Annotated in this window: 15 protein-coding genes; 7 read left to right on the forward strand and 8 right to left on the reverse strand. The window is 37.0% G+C overall.

The features are described 5' to 3' along the window. Positions 1–285: 285 nt before the first annotated feature. From thrS to rplT, 4 genes are all read left to right on the forward strand, one after another. On the forward strand, positions 286–2,226 hold the full coding sequence (gene thrS, locus DN064_RS09135) for a threonine--tRNA ligase (RefSeq protein WP_115462348.1): 1,941 nt from the start codon (positions 286–288) through the stop codon (positions 2,224–2,226). 66 nt (positions 2,227–2,292) lie between these two features. Next, a complete protein-coding gene (gene infC, locus DN064_RS09140) occupies positions 2,293–2,808 on the forward strand; it encodes a translation initiation factor IF-3 (protein ID WP_115462349.1) in 516 nt (171 codons plus the stop codon). A gap of 53 nt (positions 2,809–2,861) precedes the next feature. After that, positions 2,862–3,059: a 50S ribosomal protein L35 gene (rpmI, locus tag DN064_RS09145; RefSeq protein ID WP_053975390.1), complete on the forward strand. Its 198-nt coding sequence runs from the start codon at positions 2,862–2,864 to the stop codon at positions 3,057–3,059. Between the two features lie 100 nt (positions 3,060–3,159). Beyond that, positions 3,160–3,504 (forward strand): 50S ribosomal protein L20, encoded by a 345-nt coding sequence (rplT, locus tag DN064_RS09150; protein ID WP_115462350.1) that lies wholly within the window; start codon positions 3,160–3,162, stop codon positions 3,502–3,504. A gap of 67 nt (positions 3,505–3,571) precedes the next feature. Here rplT and DN064_RS09155 read toward each other — a convergent pair whose 3' ends face one another. The 7 genes from DN064_RS09155 to tgt form a co-directional block, all read right to left on the reverse strand. Continuing rightward, positions 3,572–3,994, reverse strand: a complete 423-nt coding sequence (locus tag DN064_RS09155; protein WP_115462351.1) for a secondary thiamine-phosphate synthase enzyme YjbQ — start codon at positions 3,992–3,994, stop codon at positions 3,572–3,574. Next, on the reverse strand, positions 3,994–5,178 hold the full coding sequence (locus DN064_RS09160; RefSeq protein WP_115462609.1) for an asparagine synthetase B: 1,185 nt from the start codon (positions 5,176–5,178) through the stop codon (positions 3,994–3,996). The genes DN064_RS09155 and DN064_RS09160 overlap by 1 nt, the downstream gene beginning before the upstream one ends. A 162-nt stretch (positions 5,179–5,340) precedes the next feature. Then, complete coding sequence (gene dnaB, locus DN064_RS09165) at positions 5,341–6,873, reverse strand: replicative DNA helicase (protein WP_115462352.1); 1,533 nt, start codon at positions 6,871–6,873, stop codon at positions 5,341–5,343. Between the two features lie 168 nt (positions 6,874–7,041). Further along, positions 7,042–7,995 carry an acetyl-CoA carboxylase carboxyltransferase subunit alpha gene (locus tag DN064_RS09170; protein ID WP_115462353.1) on the reverse strand — a complete coding sequence of 318 codons (954 nt, stop codon included), beginning with the start codon at positions 7,993–7,995 and terminating at the stop codon, positions 7,042–7,044. A gap of 94 nt (positions 7,996–8,089) precedes the next feature. Next, positions 8,090–8,983 carry a DMT family transporter gene (locus tag DN064_RS09175; RefSeq protein ID WP_115462354.1) on the reverse strand — a complete coding sequence of 298 codons (894 nt, stop codon included), beginning with the start codon at positions 8,981–8,983 and terminating at the stop codon, positions 8,090–8,092. Beyond that, on the reverse strand, positions 8,970–10,046 hold the full coding sequence (locus DN064_RS09180; RefSeq protein WP_115462355.1) for an LptF/LptG family permease: 1,077 nt from the start codon (positions 10,044–10,046) through the stop codon (positions 8,970–8,972). Before DN064_RS09180 ends, DN064_RS09175 begins: the two co-directional genes overlap by 14 nt. A gap of 2 nt (positions 10,047–10,048) precedes the next feature. Further along, positions 10,049–11,179, reverse strand: a complete 1,131-nt coding sequence (gene tgt / locus DN064_RS09185; RefSeq protein WP_115462356.1) for a tRNA guanosine(34) transglycosylase Tgt — start codon at positions 11,177–11,179, stop codon at positions 10,049–10,051. Positions 11,180–11,348: 169 nt separating this feature from the next. Here tgt and DN064_RS09190 point away from each other — a divergent pair, with 169 nt between their 5' ends. Genes DN064_RS09190 through DN064_RS09200 form a run of 3 tightly spaced genes read left to right on the forward strand, consistent with a single transcriptional unit; the run spans position 11,349 to position 13,837 of the window. Further along, positions 11,349–12,194 (forward strand): transketolase, encoded by an 846-nt coding sequence (locus DN064_RS09190; protein ID WP_115462357.1) that lies wholly within the window; start codon positions 11,349–11,351, stop codon positions 12,192–12,194. A gap of 38 nt (positions 12,195–12,232) precedes the next feature. Further along, the gene (locus DN064_RS09195; protein ID WP_115462358.1) at positions 12,233–13,186 is read left to right on the forward strand and encodes a transketolase family protein; all 954 of its coding nucleotides are present in this window, start codon (positions 12,233–12,235) and stop codon (positions 13,184–13,186) included. A 48-nt stretch (positions 13,187–13,234) separates the two neighbouring features. Further along, positions 13,235–13,837, forward strand: coding sequence for a porin family protein (locus DN064_RS09200; RefSeq protein WP_115462359.1), 603 nt, complete (start codon positions 13,235–13,237; stop codon positions 13,835–13,837). Positions 13,838–13,865: 28 nt separating this feature from the next. Here the strand turns inward: DN064_RS09200 and DN064_RS09205 are convergent, their stop codons facing one another. Further along, a complete protein-coding gene (locus tag DN064_RS09205; protein ID WP_157962278.1) occupies positions 13,866–14,930 on the reverse strand; it encodes an FKBP-type peptidyl-prolyl cis-trans isomerase in 1,065 nt (354 codons plus the stop codon). Positions 14,931–14,963: the final 33 nt, after the last annotated feature.

Here is a 14,963-nt window from a genome sequence, read left to right on the forward strand (position 1 = left end):
GTTTTTTATTCCTCACAATACTAATCCAAAAAATATTTTACTTTTTTTTCTTAGTACCTCTTCACCACTCAAAGAACTCCCCAAAACAACTACTACCTTCACCGTTTTGAGCGCGCAAATATAGAACCATTATTCAATCTAACAAGTGGTTTTTAAAATAAGTTTTCAACACTCCAAAGCGATCTGTTCATAAGCTCAGAATTATTCCTATACATCTTACTGTATTGCTTTGGCATTTTAAGGCATAAAACTATCTTTGCGGTCTGTTTTATATACCTATATATAATGATTACAATAACGTTACCAGACGGTTCTAAACGAACATTTGAAAGTGGAGCAACACCAATGGATGTTGCCAAGGACATTAGCGAAGGGTTTGCACGCAACGTCATATCAGCCCAGTTCAATGACACAACAGTTGAAACCACCACACCCTTAACCACTGATGGTAACCTCACCTTATACACTTGGAGAGACGACAATGGTAAAAAAGCTTTCTGGCATTCATCTGCTCACGTTTTGGCCCAGGCATTGGAGGAGTTATACCCAGGTGTTAAGCTATGGGTAGGCCCAGCTATAGAGAACGGCTTCTATTACGATGTTGATCTTGGTGATAAGAGTATCTCTGACAAAGATTTTAAGGCTATTGAGGATAAAATGCTGAGTATAGCCAGAGGGAAGCATGATTTTAAAATGCGTGAAGTATCAAAAGCAGATGCACTCTCCTATTATAAGGACACCAACTCATATAAAGTAGACCTTATTGAAGGTTTGGAAGATGGTGATATAACATTCTGTGACCATTCAACATTTACAGATCTATGCCGCGGTGGACATATTCCTAATACAGGTATTATTAAGGCTGTAAAAATAATGAGTGTTGCGGGCGCCTATTATAAAGGTGATGAAAACGAAAAACAACTAACTCGTGTGTATGGAATATCTTTCCCAAAACAAAAAGAGTTAACCGAATACCTCCATTTGTTAGAAGAAGCTAAAAAGCGTGATCATAGAAAATTAGGTAAAGAACTAGAACTTTTTACTTTTTCAAAAAGAGTTGGTCAAGGACTTCCACTTTGGCTTCCTAAAGGTGCTGCATTACGAGAACGTCTAGAGAATTTTTTAAAGAAAGCTCAAAAGAAGGCAGGTTATGAAATGGTAGTAACCCCTCATATTGGACAAAAGGAACTCTATGTGACTTCTGGACATTATGCAAAGTATGGTGAGGATTCATTTCAACCCATACACACACCAGCTGAAAATGAAGAGTTTTTATTAAAACCCATGAACTGTCCACACCATTGTGAGATCTTCAATGCGCGTCCATATTCATACAGAGACTTACCTAAACGTTATGCTGAATTTGGAACAGTTTACAGGTACGAGCAAAGTGGCGAATTACACGGTTTAACAAGAGTACGTGGCTTCACACAAGATGATGCACACATTTTCTGTACACCAGATCAGTTAGATGAGGAATTTAAAAATGTAATTGATCTTGTTCTTTATGTGTTTAGTTCATTAGGTTTCGAAGATTTTGTTTCACAAGTTTCTGTGAGAGATTCTAAGAAACCAGAAAAGTACATTGGTGAACCTGAGAATTGGGATAAAGCTGAACAGGCAATTATTAATGCTGCAAAAGATAAAGGATTAAATTATACTGTCGTTGAAGGTGAAGCAGCCTTTTATGGTCCTAAGCTAGACTTCATGGTTAAAGATGCCCTTGGACGTCAATGGCAATTAGGAACTATCCAGGTTGATTATAGTTTACCAGAACGATTTGATCTTCAGTATAAAGGACAGGACAATGAAATGCATCGTCCTGTTATGATTCATAGAGCTCCTTTTGGAAGTATGGAACGTTTTGTGGCGATATTATTAGAACACACTGGAGGGAACTTCCCATTATGGCTTGTTCCAGAGCAAGTTATGATTCTATCAGTAAGCGAGAAATATGAAAAATACGCTGAAAAAGTTTTAAATTTGTTAGAAAATAGCGAAATTCGCGCCCTCGTTGATAATAGAAACGAAACTGTAGGTAAGAAAATTAGAGAAGCTGAGCTCAATAAAATACCATTTATGATCGTGGTTGGTGAGCAAGAAGCCAAAGACCAAACAGTTACAGTTCGCGCCCATGGTGGTGAGGATTTGGGTACTATTGCCATCGAAGATTTTATTGAATTAATTGAGTCAAAAACAAACGAAAGTTTAAAACAATTTAAATAAGTATAATTAAAAAGTTACTAAGCCATAGCAATACGTAGAAACAGAAGAAATAGAGGTAGCAGGGTCATAAAAGAAGACAAGCACCGAATTAATGCAAAAATTACTTCCCCTGAGGTAAGAGTTGTTGGTGACAATGTGGAAGTTGGTGTATACCCAATTAGAGCAGCACTGGCAATTGCAGATGAACAAGGGTTAGATTTAGTTGAAATTTCGCCAAATGCTAATCCACCAGTTTGTAAAGTAATGGATTATAAGAAATTCCTTTACGAACAGAAGAAAAGAGAAAAAGCGCTTAAAGCTAAGGCAACTAAAGTAGTTATTAAAGAGATTAGATTCGGGCCACAAACGGATGAGCACGATTATAATTTCAAAAAGAAACACGCCGAAAAATTCCTTAAGGATGGTGCTAAACTAAAGGCGTTTGTGTTTTTTAAAGGTCGTTCTATTGTATTTAAGGAGCAAGGGCAAATTTTGCTGCTAAAACTGGCTCAAGATCTTGAGGAGTTTGGGAAGGTAGAACAGATGCCAAAATTAGAAGGGAAACGAATGACCATGTTTATTGCACCAAAAAAACCAAAATAAGACAGCTTAATTGCTGATTTAAGATAATAAGCGAAACGTAAAAATTAGGAAGAATGCCTAAAATGAAAACCAAATCAAGTGCTAAGAAACGTTTCAAACTAACTGGCACTGGTAAGATCAAAAGAAAGCACGCTTTTAAAAGTCATATTTTGACTAAAAAATCAAAAAAGCGTAAGCTCGCGTTGACTCATGACACATTAGTGCATAAGTCTGACGAGAACAACGTTAAAACCATGTTACGTTTAAAGTAATCTGTTTTTAACCGGTTAGAATTATTGTTAAACCCTGGAGTTAGGCAAAATTATTTAGCAAGTACCGTTTAGGTCGCCTACTACAAAAAAATTTAAAGAAATGCCAAGATCAGTAAATTCAGTTGCGAAGAGAGCTAGAAGAAAAAGAGTTCTTAAGCAAGCCAAAGGTTACTGGGGAAGACGTAAAAATGTCTGGACAGTAGCGAAAAATGCGGTCGATAAAGCGATGCAATACTCGTATAGAGATCGTAGAAATAAAAAGAGAACATTCCGTGCTCTATGGATTATGCGTATTAACGCAGGTGCAAGACAACATGGAATGTCATATTCAAAGTTTATGGGTAAATTAAAAGCTAATAACATCGACTTAAACCGTAAGGTCTTAGCCGATTTAGCAATGAACCATCCAGAAGCTTTTGAAGCAATTATAAACAAAGTAAAATAGGGCTGACAGCCTATTTAATAACAACATTTCGCTTATAAAAAATCCGATTCTTATGAATCGGATTTTTTTATTTACCTAAGGCTGTAATTACAATACGTCTTCCTGAAGCATTATACCTATGTTCGCACAAATAGATCCCCTGCCAAATACCTAAATTAAGCCTTCCATTGGTAATTGGAATCTGTAATGAAGTTCCCATCAACGAAGCTTTTATGTGAGCTGGCATATCATCGGACCCCTCATAAGTGTGTTTATAATACTCCTGATCCTCAGGCACCATTTGATTCAAATGACTTTCAAAGTCTTGTCTAACTGAAGGATCCGCATTTTCATTGATGGTTAAACTGGCCGAAGTATGTTTTATAAAAAGCTGCAATTGACCAACCGAAATCTCTCGAATCTCCGGTATTATTTGTAATACTTCAGAAGTAATTAGATGAAATCCTCTTGATCTAGGGCCTAATGTGATTTCTTTCTGAAAATAGTGCATCAGGTTTTCTGCTTTTTCTTTTTCGCAGCCGGGAACAAGACATTGTTTAGAATTAAGCGGTACCCTGGAGATGTTGGGTGCAAATCCAGCTCAGTCTTTGGGTCCCCTACCCTATGGGTATAATCTTCAGGATCATGGCCGCCATAAAACGTGAAGAATCCCTTTCCTTTTATGCCATGTATGTATTTGGCCTCTCCATTGGTTTTGTTTTCTCCCATTACCAGTACATTAGATTTAATCTGGTCCCTGGTAAACGAGGTTGTTTGCCCCATAAACCCTTTAACTAAGGCCGTATGATTTTGGGTTAGCATTGTTGGAATGGGGTCCCATTTAGCAGAATACTCCATCAACGAAAAATAATCTGTTGCTTTGGGGATACTTCTTCTGCTAGTCATATCTATTGATGAGAACTCATAAACATTTGGGCTTCTTTCCAAAATGAAATCCTTAAAGGCAAAGGTTTTTGAAAAACTTACTTTGTTTTGATAACCTGGATCACTTCCATCTCCATCAAACATGGGTTCACAAATATCAACGCCTTCAGCAGATAAGGCAATATCAAAACTATCCGTTGCAGAACACATAGCAAACATAAACCCACCACCTACTACATAATCACGAATTTTTAATGCTACAGCTAGCTTTTCTTCAGATACCTTATCATATCCCAAGCTTGCGGCTAAGGCCTCTGCGTTTTTCTTCTCCTCAATATACCAGGACGCAGCGCGGTATGTACGATAAAATTTCCCATATTGTCCTGTAAAATCTTCATGATGTAAATGCAACCAATCATACAGCAATAATTCATCATTTAAGACTTCTTCATCATATACAGTCTCATAAGGTATTTCTGCATAGGTTAGTACCATGGTAACAGCATCATCCCATGGCTGCTTGCCCTTTGGTGTGTAGACGGCTATTTTAGGTGCCTTCTCTAAAACTACAGCCTCCTGATTCATGGATGGGCTGCTGATGGACTGAAGAATTTCTTCCGTTTTGGAATCTGAAAGGATTTCAAACGAAACTCCTCTTATTTGACACTCTCGTCTTATAATTTCGGCATCGGGTAATAGAAAGGAACCGCCTCTATAATTGAGTAACCACTTAACTTTTAATTGCCTTTCAAGTGTCCAGTAGGTGACGCCATAAGCCTTTAAGTGATTGGCCTGACTTTCGGCATCCATGGGCACTAATATATAAGAGGCATGCAACTGAAAAGACAGCATTAATCCAACAAGAGCCACTATGTATGTCTTCCAAGTCATATTAGAAGTGAAGATACACATTATCAACTTGTAATTGATAGGTGTTATTATACTTTTAAGACTATTGCTTAAACAATAAGCTTAGAACGGTACATCGTCGTCAGGGCTATCAAAAGCATCTGAGGGAGATGGGAAACTATCCGGCCTGAAGGTATCATCGTTAGCTGCAGCATTCATTTTTGAATGGAATTCACTAGCAAATGGTGAATCGTGATCATCCAAATTATCAAACTTACCTAGATGACCAATGAAACGTAATCTAATGTTTTCTAGACCCCCGTTTCTGTGCTTAGCAACGATGAATTCTGCCTGACCCTCAGTTGGTGAACGTTCTTCATCATCCCACTCGTCAATCTTATAATATTCGGGTCTATAAATAAAAGATACAATATCGGCATCCTGCTCAATAGCTCCAGATTCCCTAAGATCGGACAATAACGGACGTTTTGATCCACCACGTGTTTCAACGGCTCGAGACAGCTGTGATAACGCAATTACTGGTACATCAAGTTCCTTGGCAAGAGCCTTTAAATTCCTTGAAATAGTAGATATTTCCTGCTCACGATTACCACCTTTTTGAGATCCACCAGCCGTCATTAACTGTAAGTAATCTATAACAATAAGCTTAATCCCGTATTGCGATGATAAACGTCTGGCCTTTGCTCTTAAATCAAAAATGGAAAGTGAAGGTGTATCGTCAATAAAAAGTGGGGCTTTTTCAAGGCCCTTTACTTTAACGTTTAACTGTTCCCATTCATGTTTCTCTAATTTACCAGTTCTTAATTTTTCTGAAGACAGGCCAGTTTCACTAGATATTAAACGGGTAATTAACTGAACCGAAGACATTTCTAAAGAAAAGAAAGCTACTGGAATATTACTATTTACAGCAATATTTTTAGCCATAGACAGTGTCAAGGCTGTCTTTCCCATTCCTGGTCTAGCAGCTACAATAATTAGATCACTTGGTTGCCAGCCAGAGGTTAGTTTATCAACTTTTTCAAACCCTGATGGTATACCACTTAATCCTTCCTTATTGGATATCTCTTCAATTTTCTTTTTGGCTTGGATTACAAGACTTTGCGCACTTTCAGTAGATTTCTTTACATTCCCCTGAGTAACCTCATACAATTTGGCTTCAGCGTTATCTAATAAATCAAATACATCTTTGGTTTCATCATATGCCTCTTCAATTATTTCATTCGAAATCTTGATTAAACTTCGTTGGATATATTTTTGCAGAATAATTCTGGCGTGAAACTCAATGTGTGCAGATGATGAAACCCGTTGTGTCAAAGAAATAAGGTAAAAATCCCCTCCAATTACATCGAGCTTCTCATCCTTACGTAACTGACTTGAAACAGTTAATAAGTCAATAGGCTCACTGTTTTCAAACAATTTGAAAATCGCTTCAAAAATGAACTTGTGCGCATCTTTATAGAAAGCATCAGGGCTAAGAATATCAATCACCTCATCGACACCTTTTTTATCTATCATCATGGCACCAAGCACAACCTCCTCTAAATCAAGTGCTTGTGGAGGCAGCTTGCCTTTTTCAAGGCTAATTAAGTTACTTTTATCAATGGAATATCCTTTAACAGGATTAGGTTGCTTCATAGCATACGAAATTATAAAAACAAAGAAGATATTCTTCTTGTTTTATGATTTTCAATCTCAACAAGTCATTAACAATTGAACTGTTGATAATTATGATTTATTGTTAATATCAAAAAAAAACTGAAGTTGGCTACTTCAGTTTATATCATCTACTTGGAATTTAAAGGGTTAGTCTTTATAAACTCCCATTTGAGCATATTTGTTCATACGCTGATCAACAAGATCTGATGGTGATAAGTTTTTTAATTCCTCGTAATTTTTTTCAATAGCATTTTTAACGGCCTCGTAAGCTTTCTCCTTATTAGCATGCGCACCACCAACCGGCTCTTTAACAATTTGATCAACCAGTTTCAACCGCTTCATATCTTTAGCAGTCAATTTTAAGGCTTCAGCGGCCTGCTCTTTATATTCCCAACTCCTCCATAGTATTGACGAACAGGATTCTGGTGAAATAACAGAGTACCAGGTGTTTTCTAACATTAATACTCGGTCACCGACTCCAATTCCTAAGGCTCCACCAGAGGCCCCTTCACCTATAATTACCGTAATTATTGGTACCTTTAATCTGGTCATTTCTAGAATGTTTCTTGCTATGGCTTCGCCCTGTCCTCTTTCTTCTGCTTCAAGACCCGGATAGGCACCTGGTGTATCCACAAGCGTAACCACAGGTATGCCAAACTTTTCAGCCGACTTCATTAACCTAAGGGCTTTTCTATATCCTTCTGGGTTAGACATACCAAAGTTCCGGTATTGTCTAGTTTTGGTATTAAACCCTTTTTGTTGACCCACAAACATATAGGTTTGATCACCTATCTTTCCTAAACCACCAATCATAGCCTTGTCATCTTTTACATTTCTATCTCCGTGCAATTCTAAAAATGATTCGCTACAAATAGCTTTAATGTAATCTAAGGTATATGGTCTGTTAGGATGTCTTGACAATTGAACGCGTTGCCAGGCAGTGAGATTCTTGTAAATATCTTTTTTTGTCTCCGCGAGCTTTTCTTCAATTTGTTTACATGTTTCAGTAACATCAATTTCACTCTCATCACCAATTAATTTGCATTTTTGCAATTGATCTTCAAGCTCTTTGATTGGCAACTCAAACTCTAAATACTCCATTTTATTCTTTTAGTTAGTTAGCTTCGACGCCTGATGAAATTCTAGTGATTTCATTCTAAAACATCTGGTCAAAGTTACAATTAAATTTAAAAATTTACGACCTCAATCCTTTGGCTCTTTTTTGTTTGACTAGAGCATCAAAAACCACTACAATTAATATAAGTAAAGCACCTATATAAAATTCGGTGCTCATTTGTTCTTTATCAGGAAAGAGAAGGATGGCCAAAATAATTCCATATACTGGCTCTAAATTATAACTTAGAATGACTGTAAATGGTGAAATATTCTTCATAACGTCCACTGCAGCAATAAAGGCATAGGCGGTGCAAACAGAGGCCAAAATTATAATGTATAGCCAGTCTGATTTTGAGAGCATAAAAAAATCAGAATTAATTCCAGAATTTTTAATCAAAACAAACACACTTAAAAAGACTACACCACTTACAAACTCATAAAAGGAAATAACCGAAGCCTTATGTGATTTGATATACTTCCCATTTATAACTGCAAATAGGGTTGAAAACAGTGCTGAAAAAAGCCCTAGGATAATTCCGTTGATGTAATGTAATTCACTTTTAGTAATTAATAAAACTCCAATTATTACCAGAATACCGCAGACAATTTCATAAGCTCTTATTCGTCTTTTAAAAAAAATTGGTTCAATGAAAGAGGCAAAAAATGCCCCTGAAGAAAACATCGATAGCGCAATGGAAATATTAGACTGATTAATGGATTCAAAAAAAGTCACCCAATGCAAAGCAATAATTACCCCAGCGGCTAAAAACCCTATCAGGGTGCGTTTATCAATGTTTAAATTTTTATTGGTTAATCTGATAAAAACAAACATTAGTCCTCCGGCAATACTCATTCTATACCAAACCAGGTCAATTGAACTGATGGTTATCAACTCTCCTAAAATAGCGGTAAATCCTGCTATAAATACCAGAAAGTGGAGATGCAAATAGTCCTTTAGCTTATCGTTTGGCATTGAACAAGAGGTAAATGGACAGAATTCCAAAAATTACATTTGGAAACCATACAGCCACTAAAGGTGGGAAATCGGATTGCTCGGCCATAACACCAAAAACCTTATCAAAGAATACATATATCATTGCAATACCAATCCCAAAAGCAAGATTCACTCCCATACCACCACGTCGTTTAATAGAAGAAACAGAAACTGCTATAATGGTAAGAATAAAGACTGAAACCGGTAAGCTCCATTTTCTGTATAAGACTACCTCATAACGGCCAATATTCGATGACCCTCTACTCTTTTCTTTATCTATAAAGTTTGACAACTGGATATATGGTAAGGTTTCCGCAATGTATTCCACAGGTGTTAAATCCTCTAAATCAAATGCGAATAAGGTATCTTTGCGACGTTCTGTTTGAAAATAATCACCATCTTCAGTATAGGTTCTCTTGAAATAATTTGTCAACAAGTAGCTAGTATCCTTTTCTATATAGCGGATATTATTTGAAAAAATCTTGTACTCCAATCGATTACCATTGAAGTGCTCAAATGTGAAATTTTGACCCACTTTGGTTCTAGGATTAAAAGCACTTACGTAAATGATGTCATTACTATTAATCTGCCGAAAGACATTTTGCGTTTGTTGTACCTTGACCCCTTTCTTAAGATAAGTGTATTTAAACTCGTTAAACCCCTTACTCGCATTTGGGGCAAGATACATCCCTAGTACTAGTGCCAATAAGCTTACAATTGAAGCACCAATAAAATAGGGTCTCAAAAATCTGTAAAACGAAACACCCGAACTGAGAAATGCAACAATTTCAGTATTATTGGCCAACTTGGATGTAAACCAAATAACAGACAAGAAAAGAAACAACGGGAACAGCAGATTCGCAAAATATATGGTAAAATCCAGATAATACTTAGCCACTGCAGGAAATGGTACATTATTCTCAAGTATTTTACCAATTTTCTCAGCAAGATTGACAACAATACCAATGGGAATAAACAATAGCAACATCATAAAAAATGTTGCGAGGTATCGCTTTAATATGTACCAATCTAAAATTTTCACAATTACAAGCGCTTATCCATTTGCTTAACCATTTTGTTCTTCCAAGGTCCAAAATCGCCTTCAATGATATGCTTCCTTGCTTCACGTACTAACCAAAGATAAAACCCAAGGTTATGGATTGTAGCGATTTGTTTTCCCAACATTTCATTTACTGAGAACAAGTGTTTTAGGTAGGCCTTAGAATATTCTAAATCAACAAAAGTGAGTCCCATTTCATCGATTGGTGAAAAGTCATCAGCCCATTTTCTATTCTTGATATTAATTGTTCCGTGTGCCGTGAATAACATCCCGTTACGAGCATTTCTAGTAGGCATGACACAATCAAACATATCTACACCCAAAGCTATGTTCTCCAAAATATTAATTGGTGTCCCAACTCCCATAAGATAACGCGGCTTATTTTCTGGTAGTATATCACAAACAATCTCCGCCATGGCATACATTTCTTCAGCTGGTTCACCAACAGACAATCCCCCAATAGCATTACCCTCGGCCTCTCGACTGGCAATATATTCTGCTGATTGTTTTCTAAGATCCTTATAGGTACTGCCCTGAATAATGGGAAAAAATGACTGCGAATAATCATATTCAAATGGCAATTTCTCGAGCTCATTAATGCATCGATCCAGCCATCTATGGGTCATATGCATCGACCGTTTAGCATAATTGTAATCACATGGATAGGGTGTACACTCGTCAAAAGCCATAATAATATCTGCACCAATCACTCTTTGAATTTTCATGACACTTTCTGGAGTGAAAAAATGTGTACTACCATCAATGTGGGACTTAAACTTCACCCCTTCTTCTTTTATTTTTCTATTGGCAGACAGAGAATATACCTGATAACCACCAGAGTCAGTTAAGATATTTCGATCCCAATTTATGAATCGATGAAGTCCTCCAGCTTGTTTTAAGATCTCAGTTTGAGGCCTTAAATATAAATGATAGGTATTTCCTAATATTATGTCTGGGTTAATATCATTCTTTAGCTCTCGCTGATGCACTCCTTTAACCGTTCCCAGTGTTCCCACTGGCATGAAAATAGGTGTTTCAATTTGACCGTGATCAGTCTCAAGCAAAGCCGCTCTGGCCTTGGTATGTGGATCGTTTGACAGAAGTCTAAAATTCATAAAAGCTTATGGCTTTGTGGGCAAATATAAAGAACTCATAATCTATAATTCTATATATAAATATAAATTGTTAGTAATTGCGGTTAATCGTTGATAAATGGGGGTTACGAAGCTTTGTTACACTCATTAAATAATCTATTTTTGTGGCTTTAAAAATGTAAACATAAACATGTTGGAAACTAAAGAACTAAAAGACATCACCACCCAGGTAAGAAGGGATATTTTACGGATGGTACATAAGGTAAATTCTGGGCATCCCGGAGGATCACTAGGCTGTGCCGAATTTTTTGTGACTTTATATCACAATTTTTTACACCGAAACGACGCATTTGATATGGACGGTAAAGGTGAAGATCTGTTCTTTTTATCCAACGGACATATTTCGCCCGTATATTACAGTGTTTTGGCGAGGACTGGGCATTTTCCAGTGGAAGAACTTAATACTTTTAGACTTATTGATTCCAGACTTCAAGGTCATCCGACAACACATGAAGGACTACCAGGAGTGAGAATTGCGTCGGGTTCTTTAGGCCAAGGAATGTCTGTTGCTTTGGGAGCAGCACTTTCCAAAAAACTTAATAATGACGAGCGGCTGGTTTTTAGTTTGCACGGTGATGGTGAGCTTCAAGAAGGTCAGAATTGGGAAGCTATTATGTATGCGTCAGGAAATAATGTAGATAACATCATTGCAACAATAGATTTAAATGAGCAGCAAATTGACGGTTCAACAGATGACGTCCTTCCAATGGGAGATGTTGCTGCCAAATTCGAAGCGTTTGGTTGGGATGTCATAGAGATTGCTAATGGAAATGATATTGATGCGATTAACGACGGATTAAGTACGGCCATATCCAGAACAGGAAAAGGAAAGCCCGTATGTGTTTTATTAAGAACTGTCATGGGCAATGGTGTTGATTTTATGATGCACACACATGCCTGGCATGGAAAAGCTCCAAATGATGAACAACTTGCCATAGGTCTAGAGCAAAATCCTGAAACTATTGGAGATTACTAATAACTAATAAATACTTACTGCGACTCGCGGTTCTAAATATGAAAACATACACAAATACAGGAAGTAAGGATACAAGATCAGGCTTTGGTGCAGGGTTGACCGAACTTGGAAAACAAAACAACAATGTAGTTGCCCTTTGTGCTGATCTTACAGGATCGCTAAAAATGGATGAATTTAAAGCCAACCATCCAGAACGGTTCTTTCAGGTTGGTATTGCAGAGGCTAACATGATGGGGATTGCCGCAGGGCTTACTATTGGAGGAAAAATTCCATTTACAGGAACCTTTGCTAATTTTTCTACAGGTCGTGTTTACGATCAAATCCGTCAAAGTATTGCTTACTCTGGAAAAAATGTAAAAATATGTGCTTCTCATGCAGGGGTAACTTTAGGTGAAGATGGAGCCACGCATCAAATTCTAGAAGATCTCGGTCTGATGAAAATGTTACCTGGTATGACTGTTATTAATACTTGTGACTTTAATCAGACCAAAGCAGCAACAATAGCTATTGCTGAACACGAGGGTCCCGTGTATTTGAGATTTGGAAGACCTAAAGTCCCAAATTTCACAAGTGATTCTGAACCCTTTGTAATTGGTAAGGCATTACATCTCACAGTAGGAACTGATGTTACCATCGTTGCAACCGGACATTTGGTATGGGAAGCTTTAGAAGCTGCTAAAGCACTTGAAGAACAAGGAGTATCTGCTGAGGTAATAAATATTCACACAATTAAACCCCTTGATGATGAAGCGATTCTTAATTCAGTTAAGAAAACAGGATGTATTGTCACAGCGGAAGAACATAATTTTTTAGGTGGTCTTGGAGAAAGTGTTGCAAGGGTTTTAACACTTCACCATCCTACCCCTCAAGAATTTGTTGCTACCAATGATACCTTTGGAGAATCAGGAACTCCTGCACAATTAATGGCCAAATACGGTTTAAATAGTGAGGCCATTGCTAAAGCTGCGACTAAAGTCATTGCCAGAAAATAAGTTTGACAAAGATTCGTTAATCTTAACGTAACCTTTAAATAGCTCCAAATGGTAAAATCATGTTTTATTGCAGTCCTATTACTTTTATCACTAAGTAGTATCAACGCCCAATCCAGCAGTGGCTGGGGAATAAAGGGTGGCTTAAATTATGGTGGTTCTGGAAACCTTGTTGACAATATTACCCAATCTATTAATAACCCTGATAGCAATTTAGGATGGCACTTAGGGGTATTTGGCAAATTTGGCAATAGGTTTTACCTACGACCAGAATTAATATATACCAATTTAAATTCTAAGTACAACTCCAGTAAATTTAAAATGCAGAAACTGGATCTCCCTGTTCTGGGTGGACTAAGAGTAATTGGTCCATTACATGCGTTTATAGGTCCGGCTTTTCAATACGTTATTAATACAGACCTACAGGATTTTAATCTAACTGATGTTGAAAACAACTTCTCTGTTGGATTTAATGTAGGTGTTGGAGTAAATCTTGGTAATCTCGGAATTGATTTAAGGTATGAACGGGGATTTACCGCCAATGAAGTTGGTATTATTGGATCCGTGTTTGATGATTTAGTTCAAGAAGTTGTAGGCACAATTGACACCAGGCCAGAACAATTAATACTTTCGGTATCATTTATAATAAACTAAAAAAAGCCGCTTTAAAAGCGGCTTTTTTTTATGCGTTTGGATCGTTTGATTCTGTTTCCGTTGGGTCCAAATATTTAGGGATCCCGTTGGCACCAATATCATTCGTTGGATCACCATCCCCATCAATATCTTCGTTCGCAGTTGGAACACCATCACCATCATCATCATCATCCAAATAATTAGGAATTCCATCACCATCTGTATCATCATTTAGTGGATTCCCGTCCCCATCAATATCTTCATCAATCGTTTCAACCAAATCATTTTCGTCATCCACATCAAAAGCATTCGGAATCCCATCTTCGTCCGTGTCATCATCCAATAAGTCATAATTATTATTTAGATCCTCTAAGGTTGACCCAATAGAATCGCTATCATCATCATTCTCTCTCCCTGTCATTAAACCAAATTTAAATATAAGGTTAGAATATGGTGAAATAAACTCACCTTGTTGACGGGAGAAATAGCCTAATCCTGAGGGAATAAACATTACCCCTGTACCATAGTTTTTATAAAACGTAAAGCCATCAACATTTTCAAAATCTTCGGCTGTATTAAAGAGAGGTATAATTCTTTTCCAACCTTCTATAAGTCCTGTTAAAGTAAATACAGGACTTAAGATGTACTGCGAATCAAATACCTGACCATCCATCAATGAACCCTCGTATACCAACTGTATAGAATCAGCAAAACCCGGCTGAAAATCACCACCACCTTGATTTAAATTGAGTACATAATATGTATACTCCGTATCTTCAAATCGTACTGGATCTTCGATGGTTAGAAGTTTTCCACCATCTACCATTTCATCAACAAGGAGCTTGTAGCCTGCAGGCACTATTGGATTTCCATTTCCATCTATGGAAGCTTCAATTATTTCAATATCGAGGATATCAATATTCTCTTGTGAGTCCAAAAAATCGGCATTGTAATAATGTGTTTCAAAGAATCCTAATAGAGAATCGTTATCAATCATCTGTTGCTCTGTACGATCATTTTCACTGAATTCTGTATCACCAGAATTATCGTCATCACTACATGCAACTACTGCTAAAATCGTTAACAGACAAAGAATCAAATTCTTGTACTTCATAGTCATATTCATTGATTTATTTAATGTATTAAA

Origin of the sequence: Winogradskyella aurantiaca (genome assembly GCF_003362725.1) — a bacterium.
In the GTDB taxonomy this organism is placed as follows: domain Bacteria; phylum Bacteroidota; class Bacteroidia; order Flavobacteriales; family Flavobacteriaceae; genus Winogradskyella_A; species Winogradskyella_A aurantiaca.

Bases quoted from the DNA above. Each gene is read 5' to 3' on its own strand.
- thrS (WP_115462348.1), top strand. From the start codon at position 286: ATGATTACAATAACGTTACCAGACGGTTCTAAACGAACATTTGAAAGT.
- rpmI (WP_053975390.1), top strand. From the start codon at position 2,862: ATGCCTAAAATGAAAACCAAATCAAGTGCTAAGAAACGTTTCAAACTA.
- rplT (WP_115462350.1), top strand. From the start codon at position 3,160: ATGCCAAGATCAGTAAATTCAGTTGCGAAGAGAGCTAGAAGAAAAAGA.
- DN064_RS09155 (WP_115462351.1), bottom strand. From the start codon at position 3,994: ATGCACTATTTTCAGAAAGAAATCACATTAGGCCCTAGATCAAGAGGA.
- DN064_RS09160 (WP_115462609.1), bottom strand. From the start codon at position 5,178: ATGGATGCCGAAAGTCAGGCCAATCACTTAAAGGCTTATGGCGTCACC.
- dnaB (WP_115462352.1), bottom strand. From the start codon at position 6,873: ATGAAGCAACCTAATCCTGTTAAAGGATATTCCATTGATAAAAGTAAC.
- DN064_RS09170 (WP_115462353.1), bottom strand. From the start codon at position 7,995: ATGGAGTATTTAGAGTTTGAGTTGCCAATCAAAGAGCTTGAAGATCAA.
- DN064_RS09175 (WP_115462354.1), bottom strand. From the start codon at position 8,983: ATGCCAAACGATAAGCTAAAGGACTATTTGCATCTCCACTTTCTGGTA.
- tgt (WP_115462356.1), bottom strand. From the start codon at position 11,179: ATGAATTTTAGACTTCTGTCAAACGATCCACATACCAAGGCCAGAGCG.
- DN064_RS09190 (WP_115462357.1), top strand. From the start codon at position 11,349: ATGTTGGAAACTAAAGAACTAAAAGACATCACCACCCAGGTAAGAAGG.
- DN064_RS09195 (WP_115462358.1), top strand. From the start codon at position 12,233: ATGAAAACATACACAAATACAGGAAGTAAGGATACAAGATCAGGCTTT.
- DN064_RS09200 (WP_115462359.1), top strand. From the start codon at position 13,235: ATGGTAAAATCATGTTTTATTGCAGTCCTATTACTTTTATCACTAAGT.
- DN064_RS09205 (WP_157962278.1), bottom strand. From the start codon at position 14,930: ATGAAGTACAAGAATTTGATTCTTTGTCTGTTAACGATTTTAGCAGTA.